This window comes from Larkinella arboricola (genome assembly GCF_003259745.1).
Lineage (GTDB): Bacteria > Bacteroidota > Bacteroidia > Cytophagales > Spirosomataceae > Larkinella > Larkinella arboricola.
In genome coordinates, this window is the sequence record NZ_QLMC01000002.1 from 761,074 (window position 1) to 774,975 (window position 13,902).

General features: G+C 53.3%; 13 protein-coding genes. 8 read left to right on the top strand and 5 right to left on the bottom strand.

What is annotated here, in order from left to right:
* Positions 1-55 precede the first annotated feature (55 nt).
* A complete protein-coding gene (locus LX87_RS10265) occupies positions 56-937 on the bottom strand; it encodes a bifunctional 5,10-methylenetetrahydrofolate dehydrogenase/5,10-methenyltetrahydrofolate cyclohydrolase (protein WP_111628108.1) in 882 nt (293 codons plus the stop codon).
* A gap of 159 nt (positions 938-1,096) precedes the next feature.
* Between LX87_RS10265 and LX87_RS10270 the strand changes: the two genes are divergently transcribed.
* Together LX87_RS10270 and LX87_RS10275 are read left to right on the top strand one after the other, a co-directional pair.
* Positions 1,097-1,465 (top strand): hypothetical protein, encoded by a 369-nt coding sequence (locus LX87_RS10270; protein WP_111628109.1) that lies wholly within the window; start codon positions 1,097-1,099, stop codon positions 1,463-1,465.
* Positions 1,466-1,666: 201 nt separating this feature from the next.
* Positions 1,667-2,557 carry a YitT family protein gene (locus LX87_RS10275; protein WP_111628110.1) on the top strand — a complete coding sequence of 297 codons (891 nt, stop codon included), beginning with the start codon at positions 1,667-1,669 and terminating at the stop codon, positions 2,555-2,557.
* Here the strand turns inward: LX87_RS10275 and LX87_RS10280 are convergent.
* The 3 genes from LX87_RS10280 to LX87_RS28565 form a co-directional block, all read right to left on the bottom strand.
* The gene (locus tag LX87_RS10280; protein WP_111628111.1) at positions 2,535-3,239 is read right to left on the bottom strand and encodes an SIR2 family NAD-dependent protein deacylase; all 705 of its coding nucleotides are present in this window, start codon (positions 3,237-3,239) and stop codon (positions 2,535-2,537) included. The two genes, LX87_RS10275 and LX87_RS10280, sit on opposite strands and share 23 nt — an antisense overlap.
* A gap of 91 nt (positions 3,240-3,330) precedes the next feature.
* Complete coding sequence (gene topA / locus LX87_RS10285) at positions 3,331-5,898, bottom strand: type I DNA topoisomerase (RefSeq protein WP_111628112.1); 2,568 nt, start codon at positions 5,896-5,898, stop codon at positions 3,331-3,333.
* On the bottom strand, positions 5,846-6,214 hold the full coding sequence (locus LX87_RS28565) for a hypothetical protein (RefSeq protein WP_146624471.1): 369 nt from the start codon (positions 6,212-6,214) through the stop codon (positions 5,846-5,848). The genes topA and LX87_RS28565 overlap by 53 nt, the downstream gene beginning before the upstream one ends.
* A 154-nt stretch (positions 6,215-6,368) precedes the next feature.
* Between LX87_RS28565 and LX87_RS10290 the strand changes: the two genes are divergently transcribed.
* Positions 6,369-8,636 (top strand): aconitate hydratase, encoded by a 2,268-nt coding sequence (locus tag LX87_RS10290; RefSeq protein ID WP_111628113.1) that lies wholly within the window; start codon positions 6,369-6,371, stop codon positions 8,634-8,636.
* A 108-nt stretch (positions 8,637-8,744) separates the two neighbouring features.
* On the opposite strand, the gene LX87_RS10295 is transcribed toward LX87_RS10290, so the two are convergent.
* Entirely contained in the window at positions 8,745-9,107 is a 363-nt protein-coding gene (locus tag LX87_RS10295; protein ID WP_111628114.1) for a hypothetical protein, read from the bottom strand.
* 267 nt (positions 9,108-9,374) lie between these two features.
* Here LX87_RS10295 and LX87_RS10300 point away from each other — a divergent pair, with 267 nt between their 5' ends.
* The 5 genes from LX87_RS10300 to LX87_RS10320 all read left to right on the top strand — a co-directional run bounded on the left by LX87_RS10300 (position 9,375) and on the right by LX87_RS10320 (position 13,761).
* Positions 9,375-9,794 carry an EamA family transporter gene (locus LX87_RS10300; RefSeq protein ID WP_111628115.1) on the top strand — a complete coding sequence of 140 codons (420 nt, stop codon included), beginning with the start codon at positions 9,375-9,377 and terminating at the stop codon, positions 9,792-9,794.
* 102 nt (positions 9,795-9,896) lie between these two features.
* On the top strand, positions 9,897-11,234 hold the full coding sequence (locus LX87_RS10305) for a sensor histidine kinase (RefSeq protein WP_111628116.1): 1,338 nt from the start codon (positions 9,897-9,899) through the stop codon (positions 11,232-11,234).
* A gap of 108 nt (positions 11,235-11,342) precedes the next feature.
* Positions 11,343-12,491 carry an FAD-dependent monooxygenase gene (locus LX87_RS10310; protein WP_111628117.1) on the top strand — a complete coding sequence of 383 codons (1,149 nt, stop codon included), beginning with the start codon at positions 11,343-11,345 and terminating at the stop codon, positions 12,489-12,491.
* A gap of 10 nt (positions 12,492-12,501) precedes the next feature.
* Complete coding sequence (locus tag LX87_RS10315; RefSeq protein WP_111628118.1) at positions 12,502-13,149, top strand: DAPG hydrolase family protein; 648 nt, start codon at positions 12,502-12,504, stop codon at positions 13,147-13,149.
* A 42-nt stretch (positions 13,150-13,191) separates the two neighbouring features.
* A complete protein-coding gene (locus LX87_RS10320) occupies positions 13,192-13,761 on the top strand; it encodes a Crp/Fnr family transcriptional regulator (RefSeq protein ID WP_111628119.1) in 570 nt (189 codons plus the stop codon).
* The last annotated feature ends 141 nt before the right edge of the window (positions 13,762-13,902 follow it).

The window sequence follows — 13,902 nt, forward strand, 5'->3', positions numbered from 1 at the left end:
TCTTTAGCATTTCCTGCCTGAAACCCGGGTTGGTGTAACCGTTCGCTGGAGTCGGTTATGGATAGACTTCTTTCCGGGCCGCCTTCAGGGTATTCTGCATCAGCGAGCAAATGGTCATCAGGCCCACTCCACCCGGTACGGGCGTGATGAAGCTGGTTTTGGGGGCAACCTCGTCAAATTTTACATCACCTTTCAGCGAAAAGCCGCTTTTCTTGGTGGCATCCGGTACGCGTTCCAGACCGACGTCGATCACCACGGCCCCTTCTTTCACCATATCGGCGGTGATAAATTCCGGACGACCGAGGGCGGCAATCAGAATATCGGCGGATTGGCAGATTTCGGCCAGATTTTGCGTGCGGCTGTGCGTCAGCGTAACGGTGCAGTTCCCGGGGTTGGTGTTGCGCTGCATCAGAATGCTCATCGGCAGCCCCACAATCTGGCTGCGGCCCACCACCACGCAATGCTTGCCCGCCGTTTCGATCTCATACCGTTTCAGCATTTCCAGTATGCCCTGTGGTGTTGCCGAAATGTAGGCCGGTAAGCCCTTGGCCATCCGGCCAATGTTGATCGGGTGAAAACCGTCTACGTCCTTAGCCGGGTCGATAGTTTCCATGACCTTATCGGCGGAGACGTGCGCGGGCAGAGGTAACTGGACAATCAGGCCGTCCATGTCAGGATTTGCGTTTACGTCCCGAACGGCATTGATCAATTCTTCTTCCGACACCGAATCGTCGAACCGGATGAGCGTCGATTTCATGCCGATTTCTTCGCAGCTTTTCATTTTGCTGGCTACGTACGTTTCGCTGCGTCCGGCGGTGCCGACCAGAATGGCGACCAGGTGCGGAATCTTGCCGCCTTGTGCTTTAATATCGGCTACTTCAGCCGCGAGTTCCTGTTTGATTTGCTGGGAGAGGACTTTGCCGTCAAGGAGTTGCATGCGTCGAATGAATAAAAACGCAAAGGTAGCGGTTTTGTCCGGACCTGATACGGGTTTGCCTATTATTTGGAATCAGACTGGCTTTTTACCCAAAAATTCACTATACTTGTAAAAACCGCATTGTATCCCTCGATTTTTTAGTCCCGGAATTACTCTTTAATGAAGTTTCATCGGTCCATATTTTCATTTCTCTGTCTCCTGCTGATCGGGTGGGCGCTTGGCTATTGGGCCGGGTCGTCGGCCGGTATTGACAGAAGGACGGAACTGAAAGTGGCCACCATCGGAGCTTCCCCGGAGCGGGACCGGCTGGATCATCTGACCGACGAGTTTACCCACTCTACCGTACACGAAGCCATCGTTACCCCGGTGGTTTCGCACCAGGTTCCGCCGTCTTTTTTCGCCATTATTCCTGCAATCTGGGTACTGATTCGCGAACCCCGGCTGATGAGCCAGCCCAGCACACCGTACTATTTCTTTGCGTATTTCCGGCGGTTGTTTGGCCATCAGATCGCTATTAACGCTCCCTGAAGCGGGCAAAAGCCGGGGTTTGAACCCCATTCTCCTTTAATTACCGAAAGCCGTCACCTTCAGGACGGTTAAGTAAGACTCACCGGATGCAGATTGAGTACGGGCGCCCTTGGCGGCCCGGCGAACTGAACCCGACAGGTGAGTTATATCCTTATTTAATTTATTCAAAGCCATCTACTTGTCCACAAACCACACACAATCATGGTAAAAAAACGCATACAAAGAGCGAAGAATTCGGCTGTTTACCGGGAAATAAAAGAAGCATTCTTTATCATTATAGGCGTCCTCTGCGCGGGCATGGGCCTGAAAGGGTTTCTGTTGCCCAATGATTTTCTGGACGGGGGCGTCATCGGGATTTCGCTGCTGCTCCAGTTAAAAACCGGTATTGATCTGGCCATTCTGGTCGTTGTCGTCAACATTCCGTTTATCTGGATGGGTTTCCGGCAGGTTTCCTGGACGTTTGCGCTTAAAACCGCTGCGGGAATCGGCCTGCTGGCCCTCTGTCTGGCGTTTATTCCGTATCCGATGGTAACGACCGACAAGCTGTTGATTGCCGTTTTCGGCGGATTTTTTCTCGGCGCCGGTATCGGGCTCGCCATGCGGGGGGGCGGGGTGCTCGATGGCACCGAGGTACTGGCTATTTACATTAGCCGCCGGTCGTTTTTGTCGGTAGGTGATGTGATTATGGTTATCAACCTCCTGATTTTTGGTTCGGCGGCCATTTTTATCAACGTCGAAACGGCTTTATACGCCATGCTGACTTACCTCTCCGCGTCGAAAACCGTTGATTTTATCATACACGGTATTGAGGAATACATTGCCGTCATGATCGTTTCCGACCGGCACGAGGAAGTGCGGCAACTCATTACGGAAGAATTAGCAAGGGGAGTAACCGTTCTGAAAGGGGAGAAGGGCTTCGGAAAACGCGGGATGCGCGAGAACGACATCAACATTCTCTATGCCGTGGTAACCCGTCTGGAGATTACCCGCCTAAAAGATAAAATCAGCGAGGTGGATGAAAAAGCCTTTTTGATTGAGCACAGTATCGCCGATGTGAAGGGCGGTATGATCAAACACCGTCCGTTGCATTAGCCGCAATCAATTGTTCCGCCAGCCGCGACAAACCGGTTGTGGCTGGCTCCGGAATAAAAGTCAGGTTTTTACGCGGGCGAATATCCGGAACGTTCGGATCGACGACGTAGATAGGAATGCCGGGCCGCGCAAAATCAATCAGTCCGGCCGCCGGATACACCACCATCGAGGTGCCGACGATGATCAGAATATCGGCCTGCTGGACAATTTCAACGGCGGAATCCATCATCGGTACGGCTTCTCCAAACCAGACAATATGCGGGCGGAGCTGCGAACCTTTTTCGCAGTGATCGCCCTTTTTTAGTTCCCACCCCGCAATGTCGTACACGAGCCTGGGGTCGCGGGTGCTGCGCGATTTAAACAGTTCGCCGTGCAGGTGAATCACCTTCGCTGATCCGGCTTTTTCGTGCAGGTTATCCACGTTCTGGGTAACAATAGTGACATCGAAATACGGCTCCAGCTGCTTCAGAGCCCGGTGTCCGGCGTTGGGTTGAGCGTCAAGTGCCTGTTTGCGTCGCTGGTTGTAAAACTCCAGCACCAGGTCCGGATTGCGGACCCAGGCTTCGGGCGTAGCGACATCTTCAACCTTGTAATTTTCCCACAAACCGTTGGAGTCCCGAAACGTTCGTAACCCACTTTCCGCACTGATGCCTGCACCGGACAAAACGACTACTTTTTTCATCTTGCTCTAATTGGAAAAACCACTCGCCCGGGGCGAGTGGTTTTCTGTAATTCGTATAAACGGTTTTCAAACGATAGCCTGTGCAACCCCGTTACTTCTTCTTGGCAACGGTTTTTTTGGCAGGTGTCTTCTTGGCCGCTACGGGGCTGGCTGCGTCTGCTTTGGTTGCCTTCCGGGCTTTGGGTTTTTCTTCCGGGCCGGTATCACCCGCCAGTTTCAGGCAATCTTCCAGTGTGAGCGAAGCCGGTTCCACATCTTTCGGGATTTTGACATTCCGTTTGCCGATGGAGATATAGGGGCCATACATACCGTTGACCACTTTCACCGTCGAATTTTCGGGAAACTCCTTGATGTATTTATTGCTTTCGGCCTGCCGCTTCTGCTGAATCAGTTCGATGGCCCGTTCCGGAGTCAGGCTACCGGGCGTCACGCCTTTGGGCAGTGAAATATATTTATCGTCGTGCTTGATGTACGGACCAAAACGGCCTTTGCCGGTCGTGATCAGTTTGCCTTCAAATTCGCCAATGGATTCGTTGATGTTTTCGACCCGTTTCTGCTGAATCAGTTCGATGGCCCGTTCTGCCGTCACGGTATAGGGGTCATCATCTTTCGTCAGCGAAACGTATTTATCGTCGTGTTTGACGTACGGGCCGAATTTTCCGATCCCGATCACCATCGGTTTGTCTTCAAAAAAGCCGACTTCGCGCGGCAGCGAAAACAGATCAAGGGCTTCTTCCAGCGTGATGGTTTCGATCAACTGACCTTTTTTCAGGTTGGCAAACAACGGTTTATCTTCGTCCGTAGCTTCTCCGATCTGCACGTAGGCGCCGTAGCGCCCCAGCCGGGCGGAAACTTTCTTGCCCGAACGCGGATCGAGGCCCAGTTCGCGGATGCCCGGTTTCGATCCCGTCAGAGCCGCGCCCTGTACGGTTTCGACGTTGCGGTGGAAGTCGCCGTAGAAGTTTTTAATCATGTCCTGCCAGCCCATTTTGCCGCTGGCAATCTCGTCAAACTCTTTTTCGACGTTCGCCGTAAATTTATAATCAACGATGCCTTCGAAGTATTCAACCAGGAAGTCGTTGACTACCAGCCCCATGTTGGTCGGGAAGAGCTTGGCCTTCTCCGAACCGTAGTTCTCCTTGCCGGTTTTTTCCTGAATATCTCCTTTTTTGAGGGTCAACTCCTTGAATTCCCGTTCTTTGCCCGGGCGGTCTTCCTTAACGACGTACTGCCGTTTGATGATTGTCGATATGGTCGGCGCGTAGGTGGACGGACGGCCAATGCCCATTTCTTCCAGTTTCTTCACCAGACTGGCTTCCGTGTATCGCGGGGCCGGGCGGCTGAACTTCTGGGTGGCTTTCATCTGATCCATATTGAGCACCTGACCAATGGACAGTGGGGGCAACATACCCTTGCTCTCTTCGTCCTCGTCGTCGGTCGATTCCAGATAGACCTTCAGAAAACCGTCGAATTTAATGACCTCACCTTGGGCGATCAGTTCCTCCGAAGCGGTCGAAATACCGATGGTAGCCGTGGTCCGTTCCAGTTGCGCGTCGGCCATCTGCGAGGCAATCGAGCGTTTCCAGATCAGGTCGTACAGCCGTTGTTCGTTGCGGTCGGACCCGGCGGCTTTCACCGAAAAATCCGTAGGCCGGATGGCTTCGTGGGCTTCCTGTGCCGATTCCGACTTGGTTTTGTACTGCCGGGTATGCACGTATTTTTCGCCAAACTCACTCGTGATGGCGCGTTTCGCTTTCTCGATGGCTTCCTGCGAGAGGTTGGTCGAGTCGGTCCGCATATACGAAATCTTACCGCTTTCGTACAGTTTCTGGGCCAGCGTCATGGTTTGCGACACCGAGAACGACAGCTTGCGGGAAGCTTCCTGTTGCAGCGTCGAGGTCGTAAACGGTGGGGCCGGGGATTTCTTGGCGGGCCGGGTTTCCAGATTTTTAATGGAGAAAACGGCTTCCCGGCACTTTTCCAGAAACGCCCGGGCTTCCTCCAGGGTGGCGAAGCTTTTGGGCAATTCGGCATTCAGCACCCGGCCGTTATCGACCAGAAACTGGGCCGTCACCTTGTAGCTGGACTTGGTGTTGTGGTTGTCTACCTCACGTTCACGTTCCACAATGAGCCGAACAGCCACCGACTGAACGCGACCCGCCGACAGCGCCATGGAGCTGCCCGATTTTATTTTGCGCCATAAAACCGGCGACAGCTCGAAACCCACCAGCCGGTCGAGAACACGCCGGGCCTGCTGCGCATTTACCAGGTCGATGTCGATCCGGCGGGGCGACTGGATGGCGTTCTGAATGGCGTTCTTGGTGATTTCGTGAAAGACAATCCGTTTGGTATCTTCTTTCAGACCCAGCGCTTCTTTGAGGTGCCACGAAATGGCTTCGCCTTCACGGTCGTCGTCCGTTGCCAGCCAGATTTCTTCGGCTTCCTTGGCTAATTTCTTCAATTCGCTGATAACCTGACGTTTGTCAGGAGAGACTTCGTAGACGGGTCGAAAGCCATTGGGGATGTCAATCGCCATATCATCTTTGGGTAAATCCCGAACGTGACCGTAACTGGATTTCACCACGAAATCTTTACCCAGATACCCTTCAATGGTCCTCGCCTTCGCGGGTGATTCCACGATAACCAGGTTTTTTGACATATGAATTCAGGTTGAATGTTAAAACTGCGCCGACAATCGGCTTCCACGTCTCGTGCCAAATATAGAAGCAAAAGACATAATACTTACAAATCGAGCGGAGGGAATACGGATTACGGCGGGCAGTGCTTATGGTATGATAACTATTTTTCGGCGGCAAACGTTCCGAAAAAAACGGTATTATATGACCGAAGCCTAATCTTTGAGTTTCAGGAGTGATTGGCTTTTTCTGCGGCAAAAGCGGACGCGGGCCGGATGCTAATTTGTCGGGCCCGATCGCGGCTGGTGTTTCGGGGAAAAATTCCGTCAGAATATTCATAACGTTTACAAATTATCGCGAAAATGCCGGCTCATTTTATTTTAGAATGAAAATCACCTAATTTTGACACGCTTGTTTGGAAACTCATTTTCCAGTAACGGGTGTTGTCTAGTTAGATATATGATTCTATTCACTGCTTAAATTCCTCCTGTCTATGGCTTTTGATTTTGACATGATTCAGCGCGTATACGACGGTTTTGGCGAACGTGTCGAAGCAGCCCGGCAAGTGGTGGGTCGTCCCCTCACATTGTCGGAAAAAATATTGTATGCTCACCTCAGTGCCGGTATTCCGCAAAAGGCGTACAACCGGGGTAAGGACTACGTTGACTTTGCTCCCGACCGGGTGGCAATGCAGGACGCAACGGCCCAGATGGCCCTGTTGCAGTTCATGCAGGCGGGTCGTCCGCAGGTGGCTGTACCGTCAACGGTTCACTGTGATCACCTGATTCAGGCTGAAGTGGGTGCCGCGAAGGATCTTGAAAATGCCAATAATAAAAACCGGGAAGTATACGACTTCCTGGCGTCAATCTCCAATAAATACGGCATTGGTTTCTGGAAACCGGGCGCCGGAATTATCCACCAGGTAGTGCTCGAAAACTACGCCTTCCCGGGTGGTTTGATGATCGGTACCGACTCACACACGCCGAATGCCGGTGGTCTGGGTATGATTGCCATCGGGGTCGGTGGGGCTGATGCCTGCGACGTGATGGCCGGTTTGCCCTGGGAGCTCAAAATGCCGAAACTGATCGGGGTAAAACTGACCGGTAAATTATCGGGCTGGGCTTCGGCCAAAGATGTGATTCTGCGGGTGGCCGGTATTCTGACCGTAAAAGGCGGAACGGGCTGCATTGTGGAATACTTCGGCGAAGGTGCCGATAGCCTGTCGGCAACGGGTAAAGCCACCATCTGTAACATGGGGGCTGAAATCGGGGCCACAACGTCCATTTTTGCCTACGACGACAAAATGGCCGATTACCTGCGCTCTACCGAGCGGGCCGATATAGCCGAAGCTGCCAATGCCGTGCGTCAGTACCTGCGTTCGGATGACGAAGTATACGCCGATCCGACTACGTATTACGATCAGGTAATTGAAATCAACCTGTCGGACCTCGAACCGCACATCAACGGTCCGTACACGCCGGATTTGGCGTGGCCGCTGTCGAAATTCGCGCAGGCCGTGAAAGAAAACGGCTGGCCCGAAAAACTGGATGTGGGTCTGATCGGATCCTGCACTAACTCTTCGTACGAAGACTTGACCCGGGCGGCTTCCGTGGCGCAGCAGGCTATTACGAAAAACCTGAAAACGCATTCGGAATATACCGTAACGCCGGGTTCTGAACTGGTTCGTTACACGACCGAGCGCGACGGTTTGCTGGATACCTTCGAGCAAATTGGCGGGGTGGTGCTGGCCAACGCCTGCGGACCCTGTATTGGTCAGTGGGCGCGGCACATCGACGACCCGAACCGTAAAAACTCCATTATTACTTCGTTTAACCGGAACTTCGCCAAGCGGAATGACGGTCTGGCCAATACCCACTCATTTGTCGCGTCGCCAGAACTGGTGACGGCGATGGCGATTGCCGGTAGCCTGACCTTCAACCCGATGACGGACAAACTAACCAACGAAGCGGGTGAAGAAGTGATGCTCGACGAACCGCAGGGTATCGAGTTGCCGGTTAGCGGTTTTGCCGTGGAAGATGCCGGTTATCAGGCACCTGCCGAAGATGGCAGCGGAGTTCAGGTAGTGGTTAGTCCGACTTCGGACCGTCTGCAACTGCTGGAATCCTTCAAAGCCTGGGAAGGTACCGACCTGAACGGCCTGAAAGTGCTGATCAAAGCAAAAGGCAAGTGTACGACCGACCACATCTCGATGGCAGGTCCGTGGCTGAAATACCGGGGTCACCTCGACAACATCTCGAACAACATGCTGATCGGGGCGGTCAACTACTTCAACGAAAAAACCAATACCGTGAAAAACCAGTTGACGGGCGAGTACGGCGAAGTACCGGCGGTTCAACGGGCCTACAAAGCGGCTGGTATCGGTTCAATCGTGGTGGGTGACGAGAACTACGGCGAAGGATCGTCGCGGGAGCACGCTGCCATGGAGCCCCGGTTCCTGGGTGTTCGGGCCATTCTGGTGAAATCATTCGCCCGGATTCACGAAACCAACCTGAAAAAACAGGGAATGCTGGCCCTGACGTTTGCCGATCCGGACGATTACGAAGACATCCGCGAAGATGATACCATCGACATTCTGGGTCTGACAAACTTCACGCCAAACGGCCAGTTGACGATTCGGTTGAACCACGCCGACGGAACGACTCAGGAGTTCCAGGTGAATCATACCTACAACGAAACGCAGATCGAGTGGTTTAAAGCCGGTTCGGCGCTGAACCTGATCAAGCAGAAGCAGAATGTCTAAGCTGCGCTGAGTTGTTTTATTACACGGAAAAGCCCGCAGAACGAACCGTTCTGCGGGCTTTCTGCTTTTGGGGACCGTATGCGAACGGCTTTTATGCATGGCAAGTGCTTAACTCACCAGAAAATTAACGGCCTGTTTCAGCGTACGTTCGTTTTGCGTTTCCGGATCGGTGTAAGACCGCTCACCGACTTCGATGGTGAGTTGCTTCCCCAGGAGTTGTTTCGTATCCAGTTCCTGCCCTTCCTTTGCTTCAATTCCTACCTGCTCAAACAAGCCGATGATGGCCGGCATACCCGCCGAGGATTGGTAAAACCGGTGGGATATATACCCGTCTTCGTTCTCGAAGCGAACCGCAAAAAATGGAATACCTTTGTGTTCGCTCGTCCCTTCCTGAATATCAGTAATGGTAACCTGCTGTCGGCCATCAGCCAATACCGTTTTTTCCTGTCCTTTCTCTACGGCTATTTTCATAACAACGATATATTTTATTTGTATTATAAACTTCTAAAAGGAGTTGTTTGTTCAGAAATTTCTTTGCAAAAGCTAGTTACTATCGAAACAGAACGTTTTACAGCTACTTAGAAACTTACTTGGTGTGTTTTAGATGTATTATATCAGGAGCTAAAGAGTTGCCTATGAAGAAGGGAGTTGCCGCAGATCTTTCCTTTCGATCAAATTTTAAATCATTTTGGCGGCTTCTGTACTTAACTACTGCGGGACTATTTTATCATCAAGCACATGTGGGTACTTTTCTCTCTCCTGGCAGCTTTGGCATCGGCTGTTGTGGTAACGCTTTCGAAAGTGGGTATTAAAAATGTAAATCCCAGTCTTGCTTTTGCCATCCAGTCAATTTGTATCCTGATCGTGTCCTGGGGCGTGGTGATCGGGCAGGGAATGCTGGGGGATGTCAGCCGCATTGACCGCAAGGTCTGGATATACCTGCTTATAGGGGGCGTGGTTACCTGCATCTCATCCTTACTTTCGTTCCGGGCGCTGAAACTAACCGATGCCGCCCGGGCTTCTCCGCTGGACAAGGTGTCGCTGGTGTTTACAATTATTCTGGCCGTTCTGTTTCTGAAGGAAAAAGTAAACGCCCAACTCATTATTGGAGCCGTTTTGATGGCAATCGGGGCGGTAATGATCGCGCTGTCGCGGTAAGGGAAGCCGTCCGATTACTAAGCCGTTCGGTCACCGGACGGTTTTTTTAGTCTGGATTTGATAAGTTTGTACGAATACGAATGAACAAGTCCCGTCCTCCCTATGACCTATGAGACCTGGCAGCCCCTTTTTATCGGTATGGTCGTTTCGATCCTGCTGCTGAATGTTGTCCAGTGGGTGACGTTTCGGGAACGGATTTATGGTTTGTATACGCTGTATATGCTGGCCTGGCTGATGTATTTCGTCTTCCGGGTGCCCGAAATCCGCGACTTGCTGGGCCTCACCTCAACCGACTGGAATTTTGCCCGGGTCTGTGCGCCCATGCTGGCGTATCTGGTCTATTTTAGCTTTACGGACGCCTTTATTGGTTTGCAAAAACGGCTTCCGGGTCTGTACCGGCTGCTGCACTACGCCCGCCTTTGCATTATTGCCTACTGCCTGCTTCAGTTCTGGATTTGCTACCTGGCGGAGGGTACCTATCCGCGCACGTACAACATAGCGCACGATGTCATCCGGGTTGCCATGATCGGGCTGGCGGTCTATGCGATTTATAAAATCATCAAACTGAACGACGTCATCGCACGGTATTTCGTGGTAGGATCGGCGTTTCTGCTGCTGGGAGCAACGCTGGCCATGATCCTGACGTTCCTGGATGCCGGGTCGGACGATATTGTGTATTTCTGGCAGGCCCCCATCACCCCCATGCAGATTGGTATCATTCTCGAACTGATCTGTTTTTCGCTGGGGCTGGGCTACCGGCAGCGGCAGGCCGCCATCCGAACGGCGGTGCTGGAACAAAAAATCGAACGACAGCAGGAAAAACACGAACGGAAACAACTGGAAGCCGAGCTGGCCGTGCAGCAGCTTCGGCAGGAAATGTCGGAGGTGCAGATGCGGGCGTTGCAGTCCCAGTTGAATCCGCACTTCCTGTTCAATTCACTCAATTCATTATCTTCCCTGATTGTCGATGAACCCGCCAAAGCCGAGCAGTTCGTGGATGAAATGGCGAGTGTTTACCGCTATATTCTGCAAACGCACGATTTTGAGCTGACTACCCTGAGCCGGGAGCTGAATTTTATCCACTCGTATCTGCACCTGCTACAAACCCGCTATGGCCGGGGCATCACGTATACCATCGAGGTGGCGGCTGATTTTCTGAATGATCAGTTGCCGCCCCTGACGCTCCAGTTGCTGATTGAAAATGCCGTTAAGCACAACATTGTATCGAGCGATGAACCCCTGAAAATTTATATTTCTACGACGGAGTACGGTTGGCTCATTGTCCGGAATAATCTACAGCGTAAGTCTATTGATCGGGTGAAATCCACCAAGAAAGGATTGCTCAATATCCTGACGAAGTACAAAATGCTGGGGCAGCCGACGCCTACCGTTCAGGAAACCGCCGACGAATTTATCGTCACCCTGCCTCTGATCCGATAAGACAACCGCTTCACATCCGCCTTTTTCCGTTTCATTGAACTTGGCATGGTTTCGGCGGGCTACCTGACCCAATTTTGACCCACCAACTACATAAACCGTTGAGTTGAAATGAAAAATCAACACCGTTTTGCCATCATTGGGGGCGGCATTGCGGGCCTGACCACCGCCATCGCCCTGCGAAAAATCGGCATTCGGGCCACGCTCTTTGAAGCGGCTCCGGCCGTCAAAGCCGTTGGCGCCGGACTGGCTCTGGCTGCCAATGCCGTCCGGGCCTTTCAAAAACTGGGCATCGCCGAGGCTGTGCTGCCCGCCGGTCGTGTACTGGATGCCCTGGTGATTCTTGACGAACGGGGCCGGACCATCACGCGCACCGACAGCCGGGCCGTTAGCCGGAAATACGGCACCGACAACTTCGCCATTCACCGGGCCGCGCTGCACCAGGCTTTGCTCGACCAGTTGACGGGTAGCCCGATCGTGCTGGGCAAACGGGCCATCTCCATCGACCAGAGCAACAAAGGCAGTCTGGTTTATTTTGATGACGGAACCGTTCACCAGACGGATTACCTGATCGTCGCCGACGGTATTCACTCGGCCATCCGCAGGCAATTGCTGCCCGACTCCCAGCCGCGCTACGCGGGTTACACGGCCTGGCGGTCGGTGGTTGACAGCACGGGTCTGAACCTGACGGAAGCCACCGAAACCTGGGGGCCGAAGGGACGGGTGGGCGTTGTGCCGCTGGCCGATCATAAAATTTACTGGTTTGCCACCGCCAACGCCCCGGAAAAAGACCCCCGGTTTCGGGCGTTTACGGTTCGTGATCTGGTCGATCAGTTTGGGGATTACCACGCCCCGATTCCGGAAATTATTTCCCGCACCAAAGACGAGAGCCTGCTCTGGAACGACATTCTGGACCTGAAACCGGTGTCTCGCTACGCCTTCGGCAACGTGGTACTGCTCGGCGATGCGGCCCATGCCACCACCCCGAACATGGGCCAGGGTGCCTGTCAGGCCATCGAAGATGCCGTTGTGCTGGCGGATGAACTGGCAACCAGCGACCGCGTTCCGGATGCCTTCAAACGCTTTGAGCAACGGCGCCTGAAACGCACGCACTACATCATCGAGAACTCCCGGCGCATTGGGCAGGTGGCTCAATGGCAGAACACCGTGCTGGCCACCCTCCGAAACGGCTTGTTCCGGCTGCTGCCCGCCAGCGTGAACGAACGCCAGCTGGAGACGCTGTATAAGGTAGATTTTTAAACCTCCTCTTATGGCCTGGCAACTGCCTCCCAAACGGGAGATTAATTGGGTAAGAAAACCGCTCGAAAGCGCCCACACCCAGTTCCGGACGCTGCCATACGGGAGCTTTGAACTGCGGATTGAGCACGATATTGTCCGGGGTGTTACGCCCGATATGCTGAACTGGTGGTTTCATCACATTGGGGGCACAATGCAGGTAAACGGTGTCGAATACCCCCGCTACCTCGTCTGGCACCCCATTGATCATATTCACTGGGAACTGGTCCGGCCCGCGCCCGGTGGCGGAGCGGGCGTCGGGGCATCGTTTCGCATTGTGGAAGCCTTCGGGGGCAACCCAAAGCACCTGATCGACAGCGTGGAGGACGTGATCAAGCTGGATTCGGAAGGCATCACGCTCATTCGCCGGATTCTGGGTCTGGAAGTGTTTCGGCTGGCCCACCGTTTCATCGCCGTGGAGGGAGGAACGCGGTACCGGTCGCGGATGCAGGTGGGGGCCGAAAACCGGGTAGGGAAGTGGGTGCTCAATCCGCTGATGCACCGGTTGCTGTTTACGCGCGACATGGGATGGGCCTGGCTGAAACACAACGTGGAGGAAGTCGGTAATTTTGAATCCTTTCTACCGGAGCTGTATGCTGCCCAGCGGTTTGCTTTTCCGTAATGTTTTCCCCATTTTAGCCCCAAATTGAAAGATATTAGCCGTATGCAGCGCGTCCTGTTCAACATTGAACGAGTTACCAAACCCACCGCTGAAGAAAAAGCTGCCCTCGAACGCATCATTCATCCCCGTGTGCTGGCTGCCAATGAACTCTACGTCCGGGCGGGCGACCTTTGCAGAACCATTGCCTTCATTGAGAAAGGGTGCGGGCGGCTGTTCTACGAAGTCGACGGCTGGGAAGTATCCAAAGAATTTGTTTTTGAAAACGCACTACTGGGGTCTTTCGTCGGTTTTTTTACCCAGAAACCGTCCAATGTGAATGTGGCTACGCTGGAAGAAACGCACCTGCTCGAATTGCATTACGACGATGTCATGGACCTGTGCCGAACCTATCCGACCTGGCAACGCTTTGCCACGCTGCTCTTGCAGGACCAGTTGATGCGGGTCGAAAGGCGGGAGGCTTCCCTGCTGAAAGATGCTCCCGAAGACCGGTACCGCCGGTTGTTGCAGGAGCATCCGAAAGTTCTGAAGCGCATTCCCGGTGAGTTTGTCGCCAGTTACCTGGGCATTACGCCCGAAACCCTGGGGCGCTACCGGGCGGGTATAGCCATTTGAACGTATATTTGTAATCAACAAGGGGTACCGCCGGGTTCGTTATGACGGGATGTGAGGTGCCGATTTCAACGAGTTAAGTTGCCGTGAATGAACTGAAAAGAATACACAATAGCGAAGGGGCCGTTTACGCCATTCTCACAG